The following is a 23,329-nucleotide window of genomic DNA, read 5'->3' as shown; positions in this document are numbered from 1 at the left end:
AAGGCTCAGGTCGAGGCCGAGTTCGAGGAACTGTCCGAAGAGCCGACGGCCGGCGGCTTCCCGGTGCCGCCGCTCGATCTGCCGCACTACCACGGGGTGCAGCGCAAGGAGATTCCCAGTGGGACTAACTGATTGGCTGAACCCCGTCAAGGGCTTCGGGGTCACCTTCCACACCATGTTCAAGAAGCCCGTCACGGTGAACTACCCGGAGGAGAAGAGGCCGACGGCCCCTCGCTTCCACGGGCGTCACCAGCTCAACCGCTGGCCTGACGGGCTGGAGAAGTGCGTCGGGTGCGAGCTGTGCGCCTGGGCGTGTCCGGCCGACGCGATCTACGTCGAGGGCGCGGACAACACCGACGAGGAGCGCTACTCGCCGGGCGAGCGTTACGGGCGCACGTACCAGATCAACTATCTGCGGTGCATCCTGTGCGGCCTGTGCATCGAGGCCTGCCCGACCCGCGCGCTCACCATGACCAACGAGTACGAGCTCGCCGACACCACGCGCGAGAGCCTCATCTTCACCAAGGAGATGCTCCTCGCGCCCCTGACCCAGGGCATGGAGCAGCCGCCGCACCCCATGCGGCTCGGTGAGACCGAAGAGGACTACTACCGGCTGGGGCGGACCAATGGGTGAGACCATCACGTTCTGGGTGCTCGCCGTCGTGTCCGTCGGCGCCGCGCTCGGCATGGTCTTCAACAGGAAGGCCGTGTACTCCGCGCTGATGCTCGGCACGGTGATGCTCAGCCTCGCGGTCCTGTACGCCGTGCAGGACGCGCCCTTCCTGGCCGCGGTGCAGATCATCGTCTACACCGGCGCGATCATGATGCTGTTCCTGTTCGTGCTCATGCTGGTGGGCGTCGACTCCTCCGACTCCCTCGTCGAGACGCTGAAGGGCCAGCGCTTCTGGGCGGCCATCGCGTCACTCGGCTTCGTGGCGCTGATCGGACTGGCCATCGGCAACGCGGTCTTCGCGGACCAGGCGGGGCTGGCGCAGGCCACGGCGCAGGGCGGCTACATCCGCTCGATCGCGCTGCAGCTGTTCACCAAGTACGTGTTCGCGTTCGAGATCACCTCGGCGCTGCTGATCACGGCGGCGCTGGGCGCGATGGTGCTCGCGCACCGCGAGAAGCTGACCGAGAAGCCCACGCAGAAGGACCTGGCCCGCGCCCGGTTCCTCGGCGACCACCCGTCGCCGCTGCCGGGCCCCGGCACCTACGCCAGGAGCAACGCCATCGACATGCCGGCGCTGCTGCCCGACGGGACGGCCGCCGAGTCCTCGGTCAACCGCTACATCGCGCGCTACGACGTCGAGCACGGCCACCTGCCCGAGGACCCGAGGCTCGCCGAGGCCATCCAGCACACGGCCGAGGAGGACGCGGAGGAGCGCGGCATCGAGCCGCGCGTCGTCGAGCAGAACAATGAGGTGACCAAGTGACGACGCACTACCTCGTACTGTCCGCCCTGCTGTTCGGCATCGGCGCGCTGGGCGTGCTCATCAGGCGTAACGCGATCGTGGTGTTCATGTGCGTGGAGCTCATGCTCAACGCCTGCAACCTCGCGTTCGTCACCTTCTCCAGGCAGGTCGGCAACCTGGAGGGCCAGATCATCGCGTTCTTCGTGATGGTAGTGGCCGCGGCCGAGGTCGTGGTCGGCCTGGCCATCATCGTGACGATCTTCCGAACCCGCAGGTCCGCGTCTGTCGACGACGCGAACCTGCTGAAGTACTAAGAGGTGACTGGTGGAATCTCATGTTGCTGAGATCGTCCAGCACACCGGCGGGGTGATCGGCAACGCCTGGCTGATGATCGCCTTCCCCTTGGTGGGGGCGTTCATCCTGCTGGCGTTCGGCCGGTCCACGAACCGCTGGGGCCATCTGCTGGGCGTGGCCATGTCCCTCGCCTCGTTCGTCGTGGCGGTGCTGGCGTTCTTCCAACTCATCGGGTTCGGGGAAGAGGAGCGCCGGCGGGCCGTCGAGCTTTACGACTTCATCCCCGGTCTGGTGAAGATGGGGCTGCTGATCGACCCGCTGTCGATCAGCTTCGCACTGCTGATCACCGGTGTGGGCTCGCTGATCCACATCTACTCGATCGGCTACATGGCCCATGACGAGCACCGGCGCAGGTTCTTCGCCTACCTGAACCTGTTCGTGGCCGCGATGCTCCTGCTGGTGCTGGCCGACAACTACGTCGGCCTGTTCATCGGCTGGGAGGGCGTCGGTCTGGCCTCGTACCTGCTGATCGGGTTCTGGCAGTTCAAGCCGTCGGCGGCGGTCGCCGCGAAGAAGGCGTTCGTGGTCAACCGCGTCGGCGACTTCGGCCTGCTGGTCGGCATGTTCGTCATCTGGACGACGTTCGGCACCCTCGCCTTCAAGGACCTCGCGGCCAAGACGACCGGCGTCGAGAACGGCACCACGCTGGCCATCGGCCTGCTGCTGCTCCTCGGCGCGTGCGGCAAGTCCGCGCAGCTCCCGCTGCAGTCCTGGCTCCTGGACGCCATGGAGGGCCCGACCCCCGTGTCGGCCCTGATCCACGCGGCGACCATGGTCACCGCCGGCGTCTACCTGGTGGTCCGCTCCGGGGCGTTCTTCTTCCACGAGGGCTCGGGCGCCGCGCTCGCGGTGGCCATCGTCGGCGCGGCCACGCTGCTCGCCGGTGCGATCATCGGTTGCGCGAAGGACGACATCAAGAAGGGCCTGGCCGGTTCGACGATGTCGCAGATCGGCTACATGATGCTCGGCGCGGGCCTCGGCCCCGCCGGGTACGCGTTCGCGATCGGCCACCTGATCACGCACGGCTTCTTCAAGGCCGACATGTTCCTCGGCGCCGGCTCGGTCATGCACGGCATGAACGACGAGGTGAACATGCGGAAGTACGGCGGGCTGCGCAAGTTCATGCCGGTCACCTTCGTCACGTTCTTCATCGGCTACCTGGCGATCATCGGCTTCCCGCTGCTGTCCGGTTACTTCACCAAGGACGGCATCATCGAGACCGCCGTCGAGCACAACCAGGTCCTCGGCTGGCTGGCCGTGCTGGGCGCGGGCATCACCGGCTTCTACATGTCGCGGATGGTCTTCATGACCTTCTTCGGCGAGAAGCGCTGGGCGGAGGACGCCCACCCGCACGAGTCACCGGCCGTCATGACCTGGCCGCTGATCATCCTGTCGATCGGCTCGATCGGGCTTGGCGGTTACCTCATCCTGAGCAACCGGCTCATGCTGTTCCTCGCCCCGGCCGTCGGCCGGCCGGAGGAACTGCCCGCCTTCCACTTCGCCAGCACGCCCGGTCTCGCCACGCTCGCGCTCGTCGCGGTCGGCGCGGCCTTCGCCTGGGTGAAGTACGGCCGGGCCGAGGTGCCTGCCGTGCAGCCGCGCGGGTCGTTCCTCACCACGTTCGCCCGGCGTGACCTGTACGGTGACGCGCTCAACGAATCGCTCTTCATGCGTCCCGGCCAGTGGCTGACCCGGATCGCGGTGTTCTTCGACAACCGCGGCATCGACGGGCTGGTCAACGGTCTGGCCGCGGGCATCGGCGGCAGCTCCGGGCGCTTGCGGAGACTCCAGACGGGCTTCGCCAGAACGTACGCGCTGTCCATCTTCATCGGTGCCGCCCTGCTGACCGGCGCCCTGCTCCTCGTTGGGAACATCTGATGTCACCCTGGCTTCCGATACTCATGGCGGTGCCCGTGGTGGGCGCCATCGTGGTGGCCCTGCTTCCCAAGGGCAGTGACAAGCTGGCCAAGCAGGTCACGCTGCTGGTCTCGCTGCTGACGCTGGTCCTCACGGGTGTCATGGCCGCCGGGTACAAGCCGACGGGCCCTCGGTTCCAGTTCACCGCCGAGTACAACTGGATCCCGAGCTTCGGCGTGAAGTTCGGAGTCGGCGTCGACGGCGTCGCGCTCGTGCTGATCGCCCTGTCGGTGGTGCTGGTGCCGATCGTGGTGCTGGCCTCCTGGCACGACGCCGACGGGGTCAAGACCGCCGACGGCACACTCATCACGCCCAAGCGGTCGGTGAAGACCTACTTCTCGCTGCTCCTGGTGCTGGAGACGATGATGATCGGCGTCTTCGCGGCGACCGACATCTTCCTCTTCTACGTCTTCTTCGAAGCCATGCTGATCCCGATGTACTTCATGATCGGGTCGTACGGCGGCGCCCAGCGGTCCTACGCGGCCGTCAAGTTCCTGCTGTACTCCCTGTTCGGCGGCCTGCTCATGCTGGTCGCGGTCATCGGGCTGTACTTCGTCGCGGGCAAGAGCACGTTCATGTTCCCCGAACTGGTCGGGGCCATCCAGGACCCGGCCATGCAGAAGTGGCTGTTCGGCGGCTTCTTCATCGCCTTCGCGATCAAGGCCCCGCTCTGGCCGGTGCACACCTGGCTGCCCGACGCGGCCGCGCAGGCTCCTGCCGGTGCCGCCGTGCTGCTGGTGGGCGTGCTGGACAAGGTCGGCACGTTCGGGATGCTCCGCTTCTGCCTGGAGCTGTTCCCCGACGCGTCGAAGGCGTTCACGACGCCGATCGTCGTGCTGGCGGTCATCAGCATCATCTACGGCGCCATCGTGGCCATCGGGCAGACCGACATGAAGCGGCTCATCGCGTACACGTCGATCTCCCACTTCGGGTTCATCGTGCTCGGCGTGTTCGCCATGTCGTCCGTGGCCCAGTCCGGCGCGGCCCTCTACATGGTCAACCACGGCTTCGCCACCGGCGCGCTGTTCCTGGCCGCCGGGTTCCTCATCGCCAGGCGCGGCTCGCCGTTCATCGGCGACTACGGAGGCGTGCAGAAGGTCGCCCCGGTGCTCGCGGGCTTCTTCCTGGTCGCCGGTCTGGCCGGTCTCTCGCTGCCGGGGCTCTCGTCGTTCGTGAGCGAGTTCATGGTCATGGTCGGCACGTACTCCAGCCAGGCGCACGGCTCCGGGGCCCTGACGGTGGCCGCGGTGATCTCCGCGGTAGCCGTGGTCCTCGCCGCCGTCTACATCCTGTGGATGGTCCAGCGCACCCTGAACGGGCCGACGGCCGAGCCGGTCAAGGCGTTCAAGGACCTGAACGCCCGCGAGGTCTGGGTGCTGGCTCCGCTCGTCGCACTGATCATCGGGTTCGGCTTCTTCCCCAAGCCGCTGCTCGACGTGATCAACCCGTCGGTGCAGCAGACGCTGACCAACGTGCAAGTGCCGACCTCCACCATCGCTGAGAAGGGGACAGGTCAGTGAACTCCTCCATCCCAGCGCCGACGATCGAGTACGGCACGCTGGCGCCGCTGCTGGTGGTCTTCGGCGCGGCCGTCATCGGCGTGCTGGTCGAGGCGTTCGCGCCTCGGTACCTGCGCAAGTCGATCCACGTACCGCTCACCCTGCTGAGCCTGTTCGGCGCGTTCATGCTCGTGCTCGTGCAGGTCCTGCGCGGCAACGTGCCGACCGCGCCGGTCGCCATGGGCGCGGTCGCGGTGGACGGGCCCGCGCTGTTCATCTGGGGCGTCATCCTCGTCCTGTCGTTCGTGTGCGTGCTGCTGATCAACGACGAGGGCCACTTCGTCGCCTCGGCGGCGGCCGTGCCCGGCAGCGCCGACGAGGAGGAGGCCGAGACGCAGGGCGGCGGGCACACCGAGGTGTACCCGCTGGTGCTGTTCGCGGTGGGCGGCATGCTGCTCTTCCCGGCCTCCCACGACCTGCTGATGATGTTCGTGGGCCTCGAGGTCATGTCGCTGCCGCTCTACCTGCTGTGCGGCCTGGCCCGCCGGCGCCGCCTGCTGTCGCAGGAGGCGTCGATGAAGTACTTCCTGCTGGGCGCGTTCTCCTCGGCGTTCTTCCTGTACGGCACCGCGATGGTGTACGGCTTCGCGGGCACCGTCTCGCTGCCGGGCATCAACGAGGCCATGGCCAAGAGCGCCTCGCTCGACCCGATCCTGATGCTGGGGCTCGCGCTGCTCGGCGTGGGCCTGCTGTTCAAGATCGGCGCCGCGCCGTTCCAGGCCTGGAAGCCGGACGTCTACCAGGGCGCTCCGACCCCGATCACCGCTCTGATGGCCTCCGGCACGCTGGTCGCGGCCGTGGGCGCCGTGCTGCGGGTGTTCTGGGTGGGTCTGGGTAACCTCGACTGGAACTGGCGGCCGATCATCTGGGGCGTCGCCGCGCTCACCATGATCGTCGGCTCGATCCTGGCGATCACGCAGACCGAGATCAAGCGGATGCTGGCCTACTCGTCCATCGCGCACGCGGGCTTCCTGCTCGTCGGCGTGATGGCCACGTTCGGCTCCGCCGAGCAGAACGCCGTCTCGCTGAAGGCCATCCTGTTCTACCTGGCGGTCTACGGCATCACCACGGTGGGCGCGTTCGCGGTGGTCACGCTCGTGCGTGACCCGGGCGGCGAGGCCGGGCACCTGTCGCGCTGGGCCGGTCTCGGCAAGCGCGCGCCGGTGCTGGCCGGGGTGTTCGCCTTCTTCCTGCTGGCCTTCGCCGGCATCCCGTTGACGAGCGGCTTCTTCGGCAAGTACGCCGTCTTCGCGGCCGCGCTGAGCAGCGGGACGCAGCCCGGCGACTCGATGGGCGGCGGCTGGATGGCCGGCCTGGTCGTGGTGGGTGTGGTGGCCTCGGCCATCGCCGCGTTCTTCTACGTCCGCGTCATCGTGCTGATGTTCTTCAGCGAGCCCGCGGCCGACGGCCCGGCGATCGCGGTGCCCACTATGGGGACCGTGGCCGTCATCGCCGTCTCCCTGCTGGTTACCGTAGGGGTGGGGCTCTACCCGGAGTCCGTGCTCGGTGTTGCCAACGACGCTGCTCGCAGCCTGTTCATCAGATAAGGGGATCTCGTATGTCTGCGCCTCCCGTGATTGACCTTCCCATCGAGGACGAGCGGTTGGCGCAGGACCTGGCCAACGGAATGGCCGCGGTCGAGAAACTCCTGCGCTCGTCGGTGGAGAGCGAGGACGCCTTCGTCACGGAGGCGTCCAAGCACCTCATAGAGGCCGGCGGCAAGCGGTTCCGCACGCTGATGGTGCTGCTCGCCGCGCAGTTCGGCGACCCTTCCGCGCTGGGCGTGGTGCCCGGCGCGGTGGTGATCGAGCTGACCCATCTGGGCTCGCTCTACCACGACGACGTCATGGACGAGGCCCCGGTACGCCGGGGCTCACCGTCCGCCAACGCCCGGTGGGACAACACCGTGGCCATCCTCACCGGCGACTACCTGTTCGCCCAGGCATCCGACATCCTCGCGGACCTCGGCCCCGAGCTGATCCGCATCCAGGCGCAGACGTTCTCCCGCCTCGTGCAGGGGCAGATCCGCGAGACCGTCGGCCCGCGCGAGGATGAGGACCCGATCGCGCACTACCTGGGTGTGCTGGCCGACAAGACGGGCTCCCTGATCGCCGCGTCCGGCCGCTTCGGCGCGCTGCTGTCCGGCGCTCCCGCTGACGTCGAGGAGCGGCTCAGCCGGGCTTGTGAGGCCATTGGCGTGGCCTTCCAGCTCGGGGACGACCTGCTGGACGTGGCGTCCTCCGGCGCCGAGTCGGGCAAGACGCCGGGGACGGACCTGCGGGAGGGCATCAAGACGCTCCCGGTCCTGTACGCACTGGCGTCGGGGGAGGCGTCGCGTCTTCGCGACCTGCTGTCGGGGCCGGTGGCTGAGGACGACGTGGATGAGGCGCTGACTCTGCTCCGTGCCCACCCTGCGATGGCGCAGGCGCGGGCGGAGCTGGAATCGTGGGTGGACCGGGCTCGTACCGACATCTCCGGCCTTCCCGACGTCCCCGCCAGGTCCGCACTTTTGGCGCTATGTGACTACGTGGTCGAGCGTTCTGGCTGATTCCCGGACTCGCCGCGCGGCCCTCGCCGTCCTGAAGCTGTCGTACGTGAAGATCGCCAAGGCCAGCCAGACGATCGAGAAGCCGATCCACCGGCTGGACGGCATGGTCTCCTTGGCGATCAGCACGCCGCAGGCGAACTGCAGGATCGGCGCGATGTACTGCAGGAGCCCGATGGTGCTGAGCGGCACCCGGATGGCCGCCGCCCCGAACCAGATCAGCGGCACGGCGGTGGCCACCCCGCCGCCGATCAGCAGCAGCGCATGCGCGAGGCCATGGTCGGCGAACGTGCCCTGCCCGCCCGTCTGCAGGAAGAGGATGTAGCCGAGCGCGGGAAGGAACAGCACCAGGGTCTCGACGGTGAGACCCTCGGTGGCGGCCACGTTGGCCTGCTTCTTGACCAGCCCGTACACGCCGAAGCTCACGGCCAGGGTGAGCGCGATCCACGGCAGCCGCCCGTAGTCGATCGTCAGCACCAGCACCGCCAGCGCCCCGAACCCGACGGCCACCCACTGCAGCGGTCGCAGCCGCTCCCGCAGCAGCAGCACGCCGAACAGCACGTTGACGAGAGGGTTGATGAAGTAGCCAAGAGCGCTTTCGACGACGTGCCCGCTGTTGACCGCGTAAATGTAGACGCCCCAGTTCACGGTGACGAGCGTGGCGGCCAGCGTCAGCAGCCCGATCTTCTTGGGCTGCCTGATCAGGGCACGGAACCAGGACCAATGCCGCCGCACGGCCAGCACGGCGACAACCGTGACGAGTGACCACACCATGCGGTGCGCCAGGATCTCGACGGCGCCGGACGGCTTGAGGAGCGGCCAGTAGAGGGGGAACAGGCCCCACACGGTGTAGGCGGCGATCCCGAACAAGACACCGCGCCGAAGGTCAGGCATGTACCCCATCTTCGGCCATTACCACCTTTAAACACAAGTTTCGTCCGCTATACGGAATCGTGTAGCCACTCTAAAGCGTTGGCGCCTGTGTAGTGTGGGACGAGACCTAGTGGAGGTAGCGCCATGGGCTGGATTTTCGGCGGAAACAAGACATCGATGGTCCGACCCGAGGACGCCCTTCCGGGCCGCCCCGACCCCATGCCGATCCCCTCCCGCCACGCGGTCCTGGACGCCCCGCTCACCCCGCCCGCGGGCCTGGAGATCGCCGACTTCGGCCTCGGCTGCTTCTGGGGCGCCGAGCGCAAGTTCTGGCAGACGCCCGGGGTCGTCACGACGGCGGTCGGCTACCAGGGCGGCTACACGCCCAACCCGACGTACGAGGAGGTCTGCAGCGGCCTCACGGGGCACGCGGAGGTCGTCCGGGTGGCGTTCGACCCGGCGAAGGTGTCGTACGAGGAGCTCCTGAGGGTCTTCTGGGAGGCCCACGACCCGACGCAGGGCATGCGCCAGGGCAATGACGTGGGGACGCAGTACCGCTCGGCCATCTACCACCACTCGCCGGAGCAGCAGAAGGCTGCTGAGGCCTCTCGGGAGGCGTATCAGGGGGTGCTGAAGGCGGCCGGCTACGGCGAGATCACCACGGAGATCGCCTCCGCGGGGCCGTTCTACTATGCCGAGGACTATCACCAGCAATACCTGTACAAAGTGCCCAATGGCTACTGCGGCATCGGTGGCACGGGCGTGGCCTGTCCGGTCGGCCTGACCTCCGGCGAGGCGTAGACCTGCGGAGATAGCCAGATTCTGGCCTATGGTCGCCCGGTAGGTCCGGCGCCGATCATGGGCCAGAGCCGTCTTCGGCGACAGCCTTCACTGCAGGGTCAAGCCGCCGCCCGCTGGGCGGCGGGCGGCCGGGCGGTCCGGGCGGGCGTGCGGCCTCTCCGGGCCGGTCCCGCCCGGCCGCCCCGCCGCACCAACGAACGCAGGCAGAACCACGCGCAGGACGTTCTCCAGCACCATGCGAGAAGCTGACTGCCGGACTGAGTCTATGAGGCCAAGGAATGCCTCCGGCGGGAGCACTCCGGCACCGAGGTAATCGCCACACGGACCTGAACGTAGCTGGGTGGCAGGGGGCTGATCACCTTTGAGTGTGGAGGATTGGGCTGAGATCCGCCGGTTCACCTGTCGGAGGGGATGCCGATCAGGGCGATCGTCCGCAAGCTAGTGTTGCCGATCACTCATGATGGTGATGAACGCGACATCCGCAGTAGTGATGTAGCCGCGTGAAAAGACCCCGCCGGATGTGCCGGGCGGGGTCTTGGTGTGCAAGCTGACGGCTTGGTGTACATCTTGCCATTGGCGAAGCCACAACGGCCGAAGGGCTGAACGGGTGGAGCAGCGGCGACAACTGATCAATTTCAGTACCGTTACGGCCATGGATGAGGCATTCAACGAGCTTGATATACGTCTGTACTTTGACGATGAACTCATCGCCGGCATCGTCCTAGACGACGTACAGGATACCTACCCCTGGTACCAGGGTGTGATCGTCGATGGCCCCGCGCTAGGGCGGTGGCGGACGTTCGCGGAGGCGTACCACCATGCTGATCTGGAGTTTGACTACTGCCCGCACCATCCCCACGAAGGTTCCTACGACGAGACCGATCTCGCGGCATATGTCGGCGCGTTGACGGAACTTCACCAGACCGGCCAGACGAAGGACGCTTGCCTGGACGACGACGGATGGCTGACGCCTTGGACTGACGCTCAACCGGAACAGCTCGAAGGTTACCTACGGTTCCTGGATTTCCGGCGCTGGCGGGCCGTAGCACGGACAGGAGAAATCGCGGTTGAGATTCCTCTGCCGCCGAGCCTTGACCTCACAACCAGACGATTCTCGTTCCGGGTGTCAGCATCGTGACGAATGATCTTCTTAGGCTGCTTCACTCTGTGGCGATGACCTCGTTGACCGCAGCGCGTGCGGCGGACTCGTCGACGATGGTCTTGTCGGCGATGAAGGTGGCCAGCAATGCCTGGATGGCCAGGTTGTTGATCGCGCGGGGGTAGCCGCGGCTGGCGGTGTGGATCAGCGCCGCTCGCATGCGCTCGGCCCGCTCTCCGACGAGGACGGCCGGGCACTGCTGGACGGCGTACTGGGCCCGGCACGCAAACCGGCCGAAATCGGACGCGCGCGGCACACCGTTGTTCCGCTGGGCGAGCGCGCGGTAGGAGGCGGAGAAGGCGATGGTGACGGCGTTGTGCTCGGCACCGTCCAGGGTGAGTCCCGTTCGCGGCGGCGATGCGCAGGGCGAGCGGCAGGCCGCCGCACGCACGCACCAGTCATGGCGTATGCGCCGTAGCCGTTACGCAAGTGCCGGGCCCTCTTCCGGGGAGTGAGCCACCTAACGTGGGAGTGGCGGCCCGCCCAGCGGGCGGTGACGAGAACTCCGCGAGCCGTGGCATAGCCCGTCAGTTCGGTCTCGTCGGCACCGCCGGAGTGCCACAGTCCCAGGAGTTCCAGATCCAGGCCGAAATGCGCCACGACGCCTCGTTTCCCGTCTGCCACCACCAGTCCGTGTTCGGTGGCGGTCAGTGTCGGGTCGTCGCCGATGACGCGGGAGATCGGTGACTCGTCGGTTGCCGCGCCCTCCGCGCACAACACCCAGCCGTGGCTGTTCTACCACCAGGCCGGTTACTGCTGGGTGATCAGGTGTGAAGGAGTAGGCGAGCGTGAGCGTGCCGCTGGACGGCAACGCGATGGGCGGTGACGGGATGCCTGTATACACGGCCGTCAGCTCCTGCCGCCGGGTGGCGTAGCAGGACCGCGAAGGCGATCACGGCTGCCGGATCACGAGCGCGAACCCGATCGTCATGCCGACGAGTCGGGTCACCTCCGGCGGCAGCATGGCTTCCCATAACGAGATCTGCTGGTGGGCGATGCGCAGCATGGTCGGCTATCTGACATCAAGGTCATTCTCCCGGCATCACCATCGTCACCGCAGGCATTCCCCAGGTCAGGAGAGATCAGGTACCCGACTTTCCAGGGGCAAGTAGCTAGACGGCGCTGTTATAGCTGGGGGCGCGGGACCGTACCAATGCGGTGGTCCGCGCCCTTCACACGGACGTCCTCGACTGATCACTGGACCGCGATACGGTCCCGGCCGAAGGATCCGGCGGGTGCCGCATCGCTGCGGCGGGCCGCCGCGATGGCCAGAGCCGCCAGCAGCGTGGTCACGAAGATCGTCACCGCGAGTGCGGTCCACGTGGCCGCGTCGGGGTGGATCAGCGCCTGACCGCGCAGCGCCTGCCACGCCGTGATGGCGAACAGCGCGGTGTACCCCAGGATGACGACCCCGGTCAGCTGAGCGCGTACGCGTGCGTGGCGGAGCCAGCTGATCCGGGCCGCGAGGGCGGTGAGGAGCAGCACCGCGAGCACGAACACCTGGACGGAGTGCAGGCCGATGAAGTGCGGAACGCGCAGGTCGCCGCCCACAGTGCTCCAGTTCGTGATCAGCATGCCGCCGCCGTCCGGCACGCCCACCCCGTGGCCCCCCACCAGCGACACCGGGTTCCCGTAGGCGTCCTCGACCATCCGGGGTCCGTTCGCCGAGGTCGACCCGACGATGATGGACGCCAGCGCCATGCCCAGGACGGCCAGCCCGATCCCGGCGCGCATTGCCCAGGTGAGTGCCGCGTCACCGACCCGCTGGAACAGCAGCATAACGGCGATGAGCAGACTCGCCCCGAACAGGCCGATCACGCCCGAGGAGAAGATCTGCTGCCCGACTGTGTTGAACGCGTCGGTTTCGGCGTTGAAATGGCTGTAGGTGCCGCGGGCGGCCTGTACCACGATGAAGCCGACGTCGATCAGCCCGGCGACGGCGAAGGCCGTTCCGAGGGTCCACATCGTGCGCCTTGCCTTGCGGAGCTGCGGCAGCATCCAGGCGAGCGTCGCGCCGTACAGGACGAACGACACCCCGAACTTCAACGGCTTCGCCCAGATCGACTGCTCCATGAGCTCACGGTCGTCTACGAAGAGACCGAAGCCCGCGACGACGACGAGCGCCGACATCGCCGCCACCATGACCATTAACGGCCGGTGCCACGACTTGATTGCGTACGGTGTATCAAATGTCATGCGTACAGCGTATTCGCCGTAATTGTCACTTTTGGCTGCTGGCACCTATAAAGTGAACTAGTAACCTCAAGAAGTGAACTAGTACACTAAGGGATCTCATGCAATCGTCGAGCCAGGATCCGCCTTACCGGCGCATCGTCGAGGAGCTCCGTGTCCGGATCCTCTCCGGCGACCTGCGGTCAGGCGAGCGGATGCCGTCCATCCGGCAGATCGCCCAGCGCTGGGGTGTCGCGATCGCGACCGCGACCAAGGTCATTGCGGCCCTGCGCGACGAGGGACTGGTCGTGGCGAGGGTCGGCGCTGGCACGGTGGTCGCCGCCCGTGCGAGCCACCAGCAGCCGGAACCAGGGCACCTCCCCAAGCAGGCACTCAGCCGCACGCACGTGCTGCGCACCGCCATCGCGATCGCCGATACCGAGGGGCTCGGCGCCGTGTCCATGCGGCGGCTCGCGGCCGAACTCGGAGTCGGCCCGATGTCGCTCTACCGGCACGTGGCGAACAAGAACGAACTGGTGACGCAGATGGTCGACGAGGTCTTCGGCGAACCAGAGCTGCCCACCCCTGGGCCGGAGGGGTGGCGGGCCAAGCTCGAACTGGTCTCCCGCCGGCAATGGGAGCTGGGGCGGCGGCACATCTGGCTGCCCAGGGCCATCTCGTTCACCCGCCCGCTGCTCGTGCCCAACATGATGGCCCACACCGAGTGGACCCTGCGCGCGCTCGACGGGCTGGGGCTGCCCATAACGGTACGGATACGAGAGGCGCTCACACTGCACGCCCTGGTCGTCACCGTCGCCCTGTCCATGGCCGACGAGGTCGAGGCGGAGCAGGAGAGCGGTGTGACGCTCACGCGGTGGTGGCTCGAACAGCGGCACCGATCCGAGGAACTCCTCGACAGCGGACGCTTTCCCCTGCTGGCCACGATTCCAAGGGAGACGGTGTCAGATTTGGACGGACTGTTCGAGTACAGCCTGGCCCGTCATCTCGACGGTTTCGCCGTACTGCTGGAGGAGCGGACCGGGGCCGATACGTAGGACTCAAGCAGTCGCCAATCGCCGGCCTTGGGCAGGGCGCCCTAGTCGGCTGCGGGGGTGGCGCGGTGCGGCAGGGATCGGTGCGGGCGGTGGTGGTTGTAGGCGTCGCAGAAGCGATCAATGAGTGCCTGCAACTGGGTGAGGCTCGCTGGTCCTTTTCCGTTCGGCCTCCCTCCGAACCGGGCAGACCCGTTCCGAGTACCGCGAGCTCTACACCAGCACCGAGCCCGACAAGGTCGGCCTGCGCGTGATCATGTCGACACCCGAGTTGGAGGGCGATTCTCGCCGCGCCGCCCCAAGGCGGGCACGGCTGACTCCACGAAGGCTGATCCTCCGTTGCCCGCGGACCTGGGCGGAAGGCCATATAGGTTGATCGAATGGATGTTGAAGGGCTGACTGCCACTACGGTGGACAAGGTCCCGTTGGTGGGCTTGGGGGCCATGGCCCGGATTCGCGAGGTCCGTCGGGTGCTCGGTGGTCGATCGTGACGGCGGTGCGCGGCGACGGTCGGCTCGCTGCCAGGATCGAGGAACTGCTGGGTTCCCGGCACCCGGTGGCGGCCGCCGCCTTGATCTCCCCTGATGGCGTGACGGTGGCCGGCCGTGGCGCCGACCTGGAAGCGGACTTCGAGATCGGATCGATCTCCAAGGCGGTCACCGGGCTGCTGTACGCCGATGCGCTGGAACGCGGCGAGATCAAGGCCGAGACGACCGTGGGTGAGCTGCTGCCTCTCGGTGAGGTCCCGGTCGCGCGGGTGACGCTGGCCTCGCTCAGCCGGCATCAGTCGGGACTGCCCGGATTGCCCAAGTCGGCGCATCCGCTGCGGCGGACCCTTGCCCTGTGGCGGCACGGCACCAACCCTTACGGTGACGACCTGCGGCAACTGCTCGTCCAGGCCCGGGACGTACGGGTGGGCAGGCTACGGACCCGCTATTCCAACTTCGGGTTCGAACTGCTGGGCCACGCGATCGCCGGCGCGGCCGCGATGCCTTACGCCGATCTCGTGCGCGAGCGCATCTCCGGCCCCCTGGGACTCGACCACTTCTACCTGCCCGCGACGGCCGATGAGCTCGGGCCGAACGCGCTCATCGGCAGGAGCCGGCGAGGCCGGCCACGGGAGCCGTGGACCGGGGAGGCGATAGGGCCCGCAGGTGGCATCCGGGCCTCCATCCAGGACATGGCCCGCCTGGTGGCCGCGCTGCTCGACGGCTCCGCGCCCGGGATCAGCGCCCTCGATCCGGTCGCGCCCTTCAGCAAGGGAGCACGCATCGGCGCGGGCTGGATCACCATCGACGTCAAAGGGCGTCAGATCACCTGGCACAACGGCGGCACCGGCGGCTTCCGGTCCTGGGCAGGACTCGACCGCGACAGCGGGACCGGCGCCGTCATCCTGTCCGCCACCTCGGCATCGGTCGATCGTCCCGGATTCATGCTGCTGACCGAACACACCAGCCGATAGGGACGACGCGTTACGGCAGGGTATACCGGACGGGGCCATCGAGACAGCCGTCAGTCGGCTGTCGCCAGCCGGTACTGGGTGGGTGTGACGCCGTACGAGCGGGTGAACCAGCGGGTGAGGTGGGCCTGGTCGGTGAAACCGGCCTCGCCGGCGACCCGGGCCGCGGGGTGCCCCCTGGCGAGCAGGCGGCGCGCGGCACGCAGGCGTAGCTGGCGCTGATATTCGCTGGGCGCCAGCCCGTAGGTCGTGCGGAAAGCCCGGTAGACGGCGTACCGGCTGGAACCGGTCCAGGCCGCGAGGTCGTCGGCGCTGATCGGGTGGGCGTAGCAGTCGTGGATCAGTTCGCGCGCCTTCGCGGCGAGCTGAGCGACCGCCGGCGTACGGGGGACGGCGCGCGGTCGTGCGGGCCTACGCGCGGCCAGGCCCGCGAGGGCGGCGACGGCGGCGTAGAGCAGTTCGTCACGTTCGAGCGGACCAGCGCCGTGCGACAGCGCGCTGTGCAGCCCGCGCAGCCGCGCCGCGAGAGCGGGGGAGTCGATGACCGGGGCGGCGAACAGCGGCCGGCCGGCAGGGCGCTGCGTCACGTCGGCGAGGACGTCGGTGATGAGCTCTTCGCCGATGTGCACGATCCGGTAGGTGAATCCCAGTTCATGGGCCGCGTGCCCGTCATGCACCTCGTCGGGGTTGAATGCCATGACCATGCCGGCCGCGCTCGTGTGTCCCGCGCCGCGGCAGGTGAAGGTCTGCGCGCCGTGCTCGGTGACGCCGAAGGAGTAGGTCTCGTGGCTGTGCCGGTGATAGCGGTGGCGCAGAAAGCTCGCGTACATGGCTTCCAGCGGCATCTCGGCTGAACGCCAGTATGTCGCCCATTCCCGGCTTCGGCCGGTCATCTCGTCATCACCTCGTTCCGCCCGCTGACATGAGTGCGGCGCACGAGCCTACAAGACCGGCCCGGCGTGAGGGCACAGCATAGGCGCTGGTGGTCGCGCCCGCCTTCTCGGTTCACGGGCGCGGGAAGACGCGTTGTGGAGGTGTTCCATGGCGGGCACGACAACGGGCGGCACGGGCGGTACCCGGCCGTACCTGCTGCTGGCCACGACGATGTTGCTGTGGGGGAGTGGCTTCAGCAGTTCCAAGGTGATCGTCGATCACCTGCCCCACTCCGTGGTCGCGGTGTTGCGTTTCGGCGGCGGTGCTCTGGCGTTGCTGGTCGCCCTGCGACTCTCCCGGGGAGGCGCCGTCATACACCGGCGGTCGTCGCCGCGGAACTGGGCGAGGGCGGCAGGAGCGGGGGTGCTCGGCGTCTTCGTGTACAACCTGCTGTTCTTCTGGGGGTTGTCGCTCGCGCCGGCGATCGACGGGAGCACCATCGTCCCGGTCATGAGTCCCGTGCTGACCACGGCCTTTCTGCTGATCACGCGGCGGGAGAAGGCGTCGGCGGCGCGGGTGGCGGGGTTGGCGTGCGGGGCGGCCGGTGCCGTGATCTTCTTCGTGGGCTCGGGAGGAGCGGCAGGCGGGGGTCAGGTGCGGCTCGCGGGCGATCTGCTGTTCCTGCTCAGCGCCGGCTGCTGGGCCGGGTTCACGCTGCTGGGCCGTCGTGTTCTGGCCGGTATCGAGCCGCTTCGGGCGACGACGTACGCCACGGTGAGCGGGGCCGTGCTGCTGGCGATCTACAGCGCGCCGGCGGCCGTCGAGGTCGCCTGGCACGACGTGCCCGCCTACGTCTGGCTGAACGTCGTCTTCGTGGCGCTCGGCCCGACCGCGGTGGCGAACCTGCTCTACTACCAGGGCGTCAAGGCGGTAGGCCCCGCGTCGGCGTCCATCATGATGTTCCTCGTCCCCATCGTCGGGACCACCTGCTCCGCCCTGCTTCTGGGCGAGTCCTTCGACGCCGTGCAGGCGGTGGGGGCGGCCGTGCTCCTCGTGGGAGCCGTACTCGCCGTCACCCAAGGCAGGATCCCGAAGTGGCGTCGCGCCATCACGTCCTGAGATTGCCGGACATCGACCAGCACATGACGTTCCTCAATACCGGAAGGACGACGATGTGGGAAGGACGAAGTCTCGGCGGCGTTTCGAGCAGATCCACAGGGAGCTCGCCGCTCGGACGGCACGAACGCCACGTTCTCACAGCTGCCGCGCTCACCTCGCTCGCGGCGACCTCGGGCGAGGTCAAAGGGCGAGCGTGCGGGCCGCGTGTTCGGTCCACGCGGCCAGGAACGCCTCCCGCTCCAGATCACCCGGCGTGTGACCGATGAGGAGGTCCAGCAGCGGGAAGTAGGTCAGGGACGAGATGAGCACGGCGGCCGTGGCCTCCGGATCTGCCGCTTCCACCACGCCCAGCGCCCGCTGGTCCTCGATCCAGGTGGCGCACTCCCGATAGAGGGTGGCCAGCACGCCCTGCCACATCGGCTCGAAGATCTCCGGGAAGGCGTCGAACTCGCGCAGCATGATGCGCACCAGGTCCCTGTCGCCATCGATCACGTCCCACACGGCTCGCGCCATCATGCGCAGCGCCTCGCGCGGGTCGTCCGGAACCCGCTCCACCACCTCCTGCCTCCTGAGCGCCATCGTGCCCAGGTTGCGCCGCACGGCCGTCTCGAGCAGGGCCTGCTTGGAAGGGAAATGCTTGTAGAGCGCTCCTGAACCGCTGGCGAGCCCGCATGCCTCCTGGATGTCGGTCACGGAGGTCGCGTCGTAGCCACGGAGTGCGAACAGCCTGATGGCCTCGTCGAGGATGCGCCTCCGAGTCACGCCGGGATTGGTTCTCGCCATAGTGAGAGAGTACTCTCTTTCTATGGTTCAAGTGATCGTGGAAGAGACCATTCGCTGCACGCCGGAGGAGTATCTGGAGTTCGTCATGGACGCCGACCGGTACGCGGAGATCGACGACAAGATCGGCCCGATCGACTGGGTACACCGCATCGACAACCTCGTGGAGTTCAAGTTTCGCCCCGTTCTGCCGGGTATCCCGGGTCCGGCGCCCAGACTGGTCTCCCAAATGCGCCTGACTCCAGGCCGGCGCGTCGACGTCCGGTACGCGCCCCTGCCCCGCAACCGTTTGAACCACCGACTGTCCCGCTTCAGCGCCTCCTTCGAAGCGAAGGCCACAGCGGACGGCGTCTCGAAGGTGACGCGCATGATCTCGATCGAGTTCGCGCCGTTGCTGCGCTGGTTGCTGGAGCCGATCCTGCGTCGCCGGCTGCCTGCCGACGTGCGCAAAGAGGTTTACGGGGCCAAGCAGCGGCTGGAGAGCACAGGGACCAATCCGCCCGGGAACTGATCACCCGGCGCATCTGGCCGGCGATCACGTCCACTCCGCAGGCGGACGGGGGCGACGGCGGGAGGCCGAAAACCTCGACTCAGCAAAAACGCGCGCGAGCACGCCGCCTCACCACGCTCGACGCGATCGGGTTACCACCCGCGATCGGCGACCTCCCGGGCGGCAGTCTCGTCGCGGCGGGGCCACGGCCTGCGGTCGGGCCAGCGCCTGGCAGGAACTCCACTGGCAGATCGGCCATGGTGCGGCAAACCGCGCAAGATCTCTCTTGTGTAGGCGTCGATCTCATCGCCTTCTCCGGCTGAATCGCAACCTCCTGGAATGGCACGGCACGCTTGTTCCCAAGGACCAGACCGACCGGATCAGGTTCGGCATCATCGAGCGCGTCTACGACACCGGTGGCATCTCGAGCGACTGGACCCTGACCTTCGACCAGCTGCCGCTCGTCGCCGACGAAGCCAAGATCATGGAGCTGTACGGCAGGCTCAGGTAGCGATCGCGGCCAACTCCGCCCGCGAGGAGATCCCCAGCTTGGGGAAGGCCTTGTAGAGGTGGTAGCCGACGGTGCGCGGGCTGAGGTACAGCTGGGCCGCGATGTCGCGGTTGGACGCGCCCGAGGCGGCCAGCCGTACCACCTGTCTCTCCTGCGCCGTGAGGACGCTGAGCGGGTCGTCCGCCTGGCGCGGGGCTGCGGGGACGTCGCCGGTGGCGCGCAGCTCCGCGCGGGCCCGCTCGGCCCACAGTGCCATGCCGAGCCGGTCGAAGGTCTCCAGGGCGGCGCGCAACTGGGCGCGGGCGGCGGCGCGCTTGCGCGCCCGCCGCAGCCACTCGCCGTAGAGCAGCCGCGTGCGGGCCTGCTCGTGCGGCTGCTCGCCCTGCTCGTGCGCCCGCATGGCCTCGTCGTACAGGTCCTCGTCGTCCTCCACGAGGGCGCGGCAGCGCAGTGCGACCGCATCGGCGGACGGCACGCTGACGCCGGCCGCCCAGTCCAGGTAGTACGCCAGCGGCTCGCGTGCCAGGTCGGGCTCCCTGGCCCTGACCGCAGCCTCGATCCGGTCGGGGGACGAAAAGACGGACACCGGCGCGTTGTCGGGCGAAATCCTCTCCAGGATCCTCAGCGACGCCTCTGGACGGCCCAGCGCGAGCTCCAGCCGCCCGAGCCCGGCCACCGCGACCGCCTCAGCCGTGCGGAGCCCGCGCGCTCCGGCCTGTTGCAAGGCGGCCGCGGCCGCCGCCCGGCAACCGTGCTCGTCACCCAGCTCGCCGCGCGCCAGTGCGAGCAGCGCGGTGAGCGCGACAGCTCCGTTCCGCTGCCCCAGGTCGCCGACCACGGGGATGCTCTCCTCCAGCCGGGCCGCCGCTTCGTGATACCTGCCGAGCAACATCTGCGCCTGCATCCGGGTTTCCACCGCGACGGTCAGCCAGCCGCCCATGTCGTGGGCCCTGCACTCGGCCTCGACGCGCGCCGCGACAGCCTCGCCCTGACCGTAGCCCCCGATCGGCGCACACAGCTGGGCCAGGAAGAGCAGGCCCGGCACCTGAAGCCCGGACAGATCCGGAGCGAGTACCAGCCCCTGCATGAGCGTGACGGCATCCGACAGCTCGCCGTTGACCAGCGCGGACAGCCCGAGCGCGCCGCTCACCAGCGGTGAGTCGACCTCGGGCAGAGCCCTGAGCAGCTTCGCCGCCTGCTGCGCCAGGCCCGGGTCACCGGCGTACCACGCGCAGCGCACCGCTTCCACGAGCAGGTAGGCCGCCCGTTCGGCATCGAGCGGGGCGACCCGCTCCGCGCCGGCCAGGATGAGCTCACCGGCCGTGGCCTGGCTGCCCTGCTCGAACTCCCGATGGGCGCGCACCTGGATCAAGTGGGCGAGGGCCAGCGGGTCCTGGATCTCCTCACTGGCCCGGTCGGCCAGCGCGCCTGCGCGGGCCGGCTGGCCCGCGTCGCTGGCCGCCACGGCCGCGGCGGCCAGCCGTACCGACCGCTTGGCGGTGTCGGGGGTGAGTTCGGCGGCCCGTTCGTAGGCCGCGGCCATGGCCGCATAGCCGGAACGAGTGCGCGCCCGCTCCGCGGCCAGCTCCAGCTCGCGCGCCACATCCTCGTCGGGCGTGGTCGTCGCCGCGGCCAGATGCCAGGCCCGGCGGTCGGCGTGCTCGCCACCATCGAGCACCTCGGCGAGCGCGAGCCGTACGGCCAGCCGCGACGTCAACGGCACGTTCTGGTAGGCAGCGGCCCTGATGAGCGGGTGCCTGAAGGCCACCGTGGCCCCGTTCACCGTGACCAGCTTGGCCTGCTCCGCCGCTTCCAGGTCCGCCAGCCGGGCGGAGAAGGACTCCGCGGCGCGCAGCACGATGCCCAGGTCGCCCGTGTCGTCGGCGGCGAGCACCGCGAGCAGAGCCTGCGCCGTGTCGGGCAGCGCCCTGATCTGCTGCTGGAAGGCCTCCTGCACCCGGTTGGCGACCGGAATCGTGGTGAACGGGTTCAGCTGCCCGGCCTGCTGCTCCGCGGTGAACGTGGACGGCAGTTCGAGGAGCGCGAGTGGATTGCCGCACGCCTCGGCCAGGACGCGGTCACGCACCTTCGGCGCCAGATCCCTGGCCGAGTCGGCCAGCAGCGCGACGGCCGCCTCGCGGTCCACACCGTCCAGCCACAGCTCGGGCAGCCCTTGCGGGTGGAACTCCTCCCTGCCCGCGAACACCAGCGCGATGCCTTCCGCGTCCAGCCGCCGCGCCACGAACACCAGGGCGTCGATGGAAGCCCGATCGAACCACTGCGCGTCGTCGACCAGGCAGAGCAGCGGCCCGTCGTCCGCGACCTCGGCCAGCAGGCTGAGCAGGGCCAGCCCGACGAGAAACCGGTTCACCGGAGCTGCCGCACCCAGCCCCAGTGCGCCCCGCAGCGCCGCCGCCTGCGGTTCGGGCAGCGCGTCGATCCGGTCGAGCTCGGAACGCAGGAGCAGATGCAGGGCGGCATACGGCAGCTCCGCCTCGGACTCGATGCCGACCCCGTGAAGCACCCGCACTCCCGCGGCGCGCTCGGTCAAATGGCTGAGCAAGGCGGACTTCCCGATGCCCGGCTGCCCACGCATCACCAGCACACCACTGCGCCCGGACCGCGCGTCCGCCAGCAGCCGATCCACCTGCGCCTGCTCCGCAGCCCGCCCATACAACATGGCCGAAAATCTAGCGGAACGTGAGTTCATACCTCCGGCCTGGCGGCGGCGGCGAACGGCCAGGGCTGGAAGTGCCGCCCAGTGTGCGAGCGGGTGACCGTGACCGGGCACTACCGTCACGATGACAGATTCGGCGCGCCACCGGCCTGCGTAATTTCGATGGCAGCAGGGACGACAGCGTCCCGCACGACGAAGGGATCTGATCATGGCTGCCCTTGCCACCGCGCCCACCACTGCCGCCGGTTCCAACGCCGAGGCCAAGTTGCTGCGTTTCGCGCTCAAGCAGGACGCCATCGGGTCGGGCGCCAACGGCCTCCTCTTTCTGGCCGTCGCAGCGATCTTCGGCTCGATGTTCGGCCTGCCCGCCGTCTTCCTCGTGCCGGTCGGCGCGTTCCTGGTCGCCTTCGCCGCGACCCTCCTCTACCTTGCCGCCCGTCCTGTGGTGAACAGGGCGGCGGTGATCGCGGTGATGGTGGTCAACGTGGCATGGGTGCTGGCCAGTGCGGAGCTGCTGATCGCCGGGTGGTTCCGGCTGACCGGTCTGGGCACCGCCTTCGTGATCGCCCAGGCGGCAGTGGTGGCGGGTTTCACCAGCCTGCAGTTCGCCGGGCTCCGCAAGGCCTGAGCGGGCCTTTCAGTTCGTCGCTCGATTGCTACCACGACCGGCCGGTCTCCCAGCATTCCCGCCGTTACGGCGCTGCTGGCGTACGACCGAGCCGGCCGTCCACGACCGCGGCGCCGAGCGTGTGCGGTCCCCGTCCGACTCCTCTAGCCCTCGGCGACCACCGACACTGAAGAGCGACACGTCGCCTGGGCATGCAGCGCCTGGCTCGCCGTCAGCGTGCTCACCTGACGAACTCGCTGATCGTTCGGGTGAACAGCTCGGGCTGCTCGAGGTTCCAGATGTGACCGGCGTTCGGGATCACCCGGAGTTCGGCGCCGTGAACGCCGGCGGCGATCTCCTCGGCATGCGGCAGGTTGGCCTTGTCCTTGGCTCCGTTGAGCACGAGGGTCGGGACCTTGATCTCGCCGAGCCTGTCACGCAGATCGAGCCGGCCCAGCTCCGCCAGTCCGGTGAGGATGGTGGCCTTGCCCGCGTGGCGCAGGTCACGGGCGGCCTGCTCAAGGTGTTCGGCCCTGCCTCCGGCGTACATACCCTTGAGGATGCTCACGATCGTCCTCTCCGGCATCAGGCGCATCATGAGGCGTTGCAGGGCGTCTCCACCGCCGCGTGCCGTACCGCCGGACAAGACCAAGCCGGCGACCTGAGCCGGTTCGGCCAGCGCGACCAGCAGCGCCACGCTGACCGAACCGGAGACAGCCACGAGGTGAACGGGCTCGGCCTCGCCACGGAGCACCGCACGAATCGATGCGACGGCACGTTCCAGCGTGAACGGTCCGGGCGTCGCGCCGTGACCGGGTAGGTCAGGAGCCAGCACCCGATGTCTGTCTCCCAGCTGGGAGATCTGCGGCTGCCAGGCGCGCCCGCTCGATCCGAACGCGTGCATGAAGACGATGACCGCCATATCGCGGCTCCTTCCTCTGGTTACGTGGGCCTGCCCTGCCCAAG

The 23,329-nt window shown here is 68.5% G+C and carries 22 protein-coding genes and 1 pseudogene; 15 read left to right on the top strand and 8 right to left on the bottom strand.

Annotated elements, in window-relative coordinates; translation table 11 throughout:
- Nucleotides 1-118: 118 nt before the first annotated feature.
- The 7 genes from nuoI to ACIBVN_RS25375 all read left to right on the top strand — a co-directional run bounded on the left by nuoI (nucleotide 119) and on the right by ACIBVN_RS25375 (nucleotide 7,793).
- Nucleotides 119-634, top strand: a complete 516-nt coding sequence (gene nuoI / locus ACIBVN_RS25405) for an NADH-quinone oxidoreductase subunit NuoI (protein ID WP_349458282.1) — start codon at nucleotides 119-121, stop codon at nucleotides 632-634.
- A complete protein-coding gene (locus ACIBVN_RS25400; protein ID WP_397140294.1) occupies nucleotides 627-1,436 on the top strand; it encodes an NADH-quinone oxidoreductase subunit J in 810 nt (269 codons plus the stop codon). The genes nuoI and ACIBVN_RS25400 overlap by 8 nt, the downstream gene beginning before the upstream one ends.
- Complete coding sequence (nuoK, locus tag ACIBVN_RS25395; RefSeq protein ID WP_349458279.1) at nucleotides 1,433-1,729, top strand: NADH-quinone oxidoreductase subunit NuoK; 297 nt, start codon at nucleotides 1,433-1,435, stop codon at nucleotides 1,727-1,729. Before ACIBVN_RS25400 ends, nuoK begins: the two co-directional genes overlap by 4 nt.
- A 73-nt stretch (nucleotides 1,730-1,802) precedes the next feature.
- Nucleotides 1,803-3,647, top strand: a complete 1,845-nt coding sequence (gene nuoL / locus ACIBVN_RS25390; RefSeq protein ID WP_397140320.1) for an NADH-quinone oxidoreductase subunit L — start codon at nucleotides 1,803-1,805, stop codon at nucleotides 3,645-3,647.
- Nucleotides 3,647-5,206, top strand: a complete 1,560-nt coding sequence (locus ACIBVN_RS25385) for an NADH-quinone oxidoreductase subunit M (RefSeq protein WP_397140292.1) — start codon at nucleotides 3,647-3,649, stop codon at nucleotides 5,204-5,206. The genes nuoL and ACIBVN_RS25385 overlap by 1 nt, the downstream gene beginning before the upstream one ends.
- The gene (nuoN, locus tag ACIBVN_RS25380; protein WP_397140290.1) at nucleotides 5,203-6,792 is read left to right on the top strand and encodes an NADH-quinone oxidoreductase subunit NuoN; all 1,590 of its coding nucleotides are present in this window, start codon (nucleotides 5,203-5,205) and stop codon (nucleotides 6,790-6,792) included. Before ACIBVN_RS25385 ends, nuoN begins: the two co-directional genes overlap by 4 nt.
- An 11-nt stretch (nucleotides 6,793-6,803) precedes the next feature.
- Nucleotides 6,804-7,793, top strand: coding sequence for a polyprenyl synthetase family protein (locus ACIBVN_RS25375; RefSeq protein ID WP_397140288.1), 990 nt, complete (start codon nucleotides 6,804-6,806; stop codon nucleotides 7,791-7,793).
- Here ACIBVN_RS25375 and rarD read toward each other — a convergent pair.
- Nucleotides 7,761-8,684 carry an EamA family transporter RarD gene (gene rarD / locus ACIBVN_RS25370; RefSeq protein ID WP_397140286.1) on the bottom strand — a complete coding sequence of 308 codons (924 nt, stop codon included), beginning with the start codon at nucleotides 8,682-8,684 and terminating at the stop codon, nucleotides 7,761-7,763. The genes ACIBVN_RS25375 and rarD overlap by 33 nt on opposite strands.
- Before the next feature lie 123 nt (nucleotides 8,685-8,807).
- Between rarD and msrA the strand changes: the two genes are divergently transcribed.
- Both msrA and ACIBVN_RS25360 read left to right on the top strand, forming a co-directional pair.
- Nucleotides 8,808-9,464 (top strand): peptide-methionine (S)-S-oxide reductase MsrA, encoded by a 657-nt coding sequence (gene msrA / locus ACIBVN_RS25365; protein ID WP_397140284.1) that lies wholly within the window; start codon nucleotides 8,808-8,810, stop codon nucleotides 9,462-9,464.
- A gap of 652 nt (nucleotides 9,465-10,116) precedes the next feature.
- Nucleotides 10,117-10,602: a hypothetical protein gene (locus ACIBVN_RS25360; protein ID WP_397140283.1), complete on the top strand. Its 486-nt coding sequence runs from the start codon at nucleotides 10,117-10,119 to the stop codon at nucleotides 10,600-10,602.
- A 22-nt stretch (nucleotides 10,603-10,624) separates the two neighbouring features.
- Here ACIBVN_RS25360 and ACIBVN_RS25355 read toward each other — a convergent pair whose 3' ends face one another.
- Together ACIBVN_RS25355 and ACIBVN_RS25350 are read right to left on the bottom strand one after the other, a co-directional pair.
- Nucleotides 10,625-11,014: a hypothetical protein gene (locus ACIBVN_RS25355; protein WP_397140281.1), complete on the bottom strand. Its 390-nt coding sequence runs from the start codon at nucleotides 11,012-11,014 to the stop codon at nucleotides 10,625-10,627.
- 803 nt (nucleotides 11,015-11,817) lie between these two features.
- Nucleotides 11,818-12,819, bottom strand: a complete 1,002-nt coding sequence (locus tag ACIBVN_RS25350) for a hypothetical protein (protein ID WP_397140280.1) — start codon at nucleotides 12,817-12,819, stop codon at nucleotides 11,818-11,820.
- Nucleotides 12,820-12,917: 98 nt separating this feature from the next.
- On the opposite strand from ACIBVN_RS25350, the gene ACIBVN_RS25345 reads away from it, so the two are divergent.
- A complete protein-coding gene (locus ACIBVN_RS25345; RefSeq protein WP_397140278.1) occupies nucleotides 12,918-13,850 on the top strand; it encodes a TetR/AcrR family transcriptional regulator C-terminal domain-containing protein in 933 nt (310 codons plus the stop codon).
- Nucleotides 13,851-13,891: 41 nt separating this feature from the next.
- On the opposite strand, the pseudogene ACIBVN_RS25340 reads toward ACIBVN_RS25345, so the two are convergent.
- Nucleotides 13,892-13,990 (bottom strand): annotated as a pseudogene (locus tag ACIBVN_RS25340) (integrase core domain-containing protein); the annotation flags it as partial.
- A gap of 353 nt (nucleotides 13,991-14,343) precedes the next feature.
- On the opposite strand from ACIBVN_RS25340, the gene ACIBVN_RS25335 reads away from it, so the two are divergent.
- Nucleotides 14,344-15,309: a serine hydrolase domain-containing protein gene (locus ACIBVN_RS25335; RefSeq protein ID WP_397140276.1), complete on the top strand. Its 966-nt coding sequence runs from the start codon at nucleotides 14,344-14,346 to the stop codon at nucleotides 15,307-15,309.
- Between the two features lie 50 nt (nucleotides 15,310-15,359).
- On the opposite strand, the gene ACIBVN_RS25330 is transcribed toward ACIBVN_RS25335, so the two are convergent.
- A complete protein-coding gene (locus ACIBVN_RS25330; RefSeq protein ID WP_397140274.1) occupies nucleotides 15,360-16,199 on the bottom strand; it encodes an AraC family transcriptional regulator in 840 nt (279 codons plus the stop codon).
- Between the two features lie 148 nt (nucleotides 16,200-16,347).
- Here ACIBVN_RS25330 and ACIBVN_RS25325 point away from each other — a divergent pair, with 148 nt between their 5' ends.
- The gene (locus ACIBVN_RS25325; RefSeq protein ID WP_397140272.1) at nucleotides 16,348-17,298 is read left to right on the top strand and encodes a DMT family transporter; all 951 of its coding nucleotides are present in this window, start codon (nucleotides 16,348-16,350) and stop codon (nucleotides 17,296-17,298) included.
- Nucleotides 17,299-17,478: 180 nt separating this feature from the next.
- Here the strand turns inward: ACIBVN_RS25325 and ACIBVN_RS25320 are convergent, their stop codons facing one another.
- The gene (locus ACIBVN_RS25320; protein WP_397140270.1) at nucleotides 17,479-18,081 is read right to left on the bottom strand and encodes a TetR/AcrR family transcriptional regulator; all 603 of its coding nucleotides are present in this window, start codon (nucleotides 18,079-18,081) and stop codon (nucleotides 17,479-17,481) included.
- A gap of 22 nt (nucleotides 18,082-18,103) precedes the next feature.
- Here ACIBVN_RS25320 and ACIBVN_RS25315 point away from each other — a divergent pair, with 22 nt between their 5' ends.
- Both ACIBVN_RS25315 and ACIBVN_RS25310 read left to right on the top strand, forming a co-directional pair.
- Nucleotides 18,104-18,589: an SRPBCC family protein gene (locus ACIBVN_RS25315; protein ID WP_397140268.1), complete on the top strand. Its 486-nt coding sequence runs from the start codon at nucleotides 18,104-18,106 to the stop codon at nucleotides 18,587-18,589.
- A 265-nt stretch (nucleotides 18,590-18,854) separates the two neighbouring features.
- Nucleotides 18,855-19,079, top strand: a complete 225-nt coding sequence (locus tag ACIBVN_RS25310; RefSeq protein ID WP_397140266.1) for a hypothetical protein — start codon at nucleotides 18,855-18,857, stop codon at nucleotides 19,077-19,079.
- Here the strand turns inward: ACIBVN_RS25310 and ACIBVN_RS25305 are convergent.
- Complete coding sequence (locus tag ACIBVN_RS25305; protein WP_397140264.1) at nucleotides 19,072-21,759, bottom strand: AAA family ATPase; 2,688 nt, start codon at nucleotides 21,757-21,759, stop codon at nucleotides 19,072-19,074. The two genes, ACIBVN_RS25310 and ACIBVN_RS25305, sit on opposite strands and share 8 nt — an antisense overlap.
- Nucleotides 21,760-21,964: 205 nt before the next feature.
- On the opposite strand from ACIBVN_RS25305, the gene ACIBVN_RS25300 reads away from it, so the two are divergent.
- Nucleotides 21,965-22,384, top strand: a complete 420-nt coding sequence (locus ACIBVN_RS25300) for a hypothetical protein (RefSeq protein ID WP_397140262.1) — start codon at nucleotides 21,965-21,967, stop codon at nucleotides 22,382-22,384.
- 220 nt (nucleotides 22,385-22,604) lie between these two features.
- Here the strand turns inward: ACIBVN_RS25300 and ACIBVN_RS25295 are convergent, their stop codons facing one another.
- Nucleotides 22,605-23,285 (bottom strand): alpha/beta fold hydrolase, encoded by a 681-nt coding sequence (locus ACIBVN_RS25295; protein ID WP_397140260.1) that lies wholly within the window; start codon nucleotides 23,283-23,285, stop codon nucleotides 22,605-22,607.
- Nucleotides 23,286-23,329 lie beyond the last annotated feature (44 nt).

The organism is Nonomuraea sp. NPDC049400, assembly GCF_044466425.1.
Classification (GTDB): Bacteria; Actinomycetota; Actinomycetes; order Streptosporangiales; family Streptosporangiaceae; genus Nonomuraea.
The sequence above is the reverse complement of the archived record's forward strand: the minus strand, read 5'-3'. Positions and strand labels throughout refer to the sequence as shown.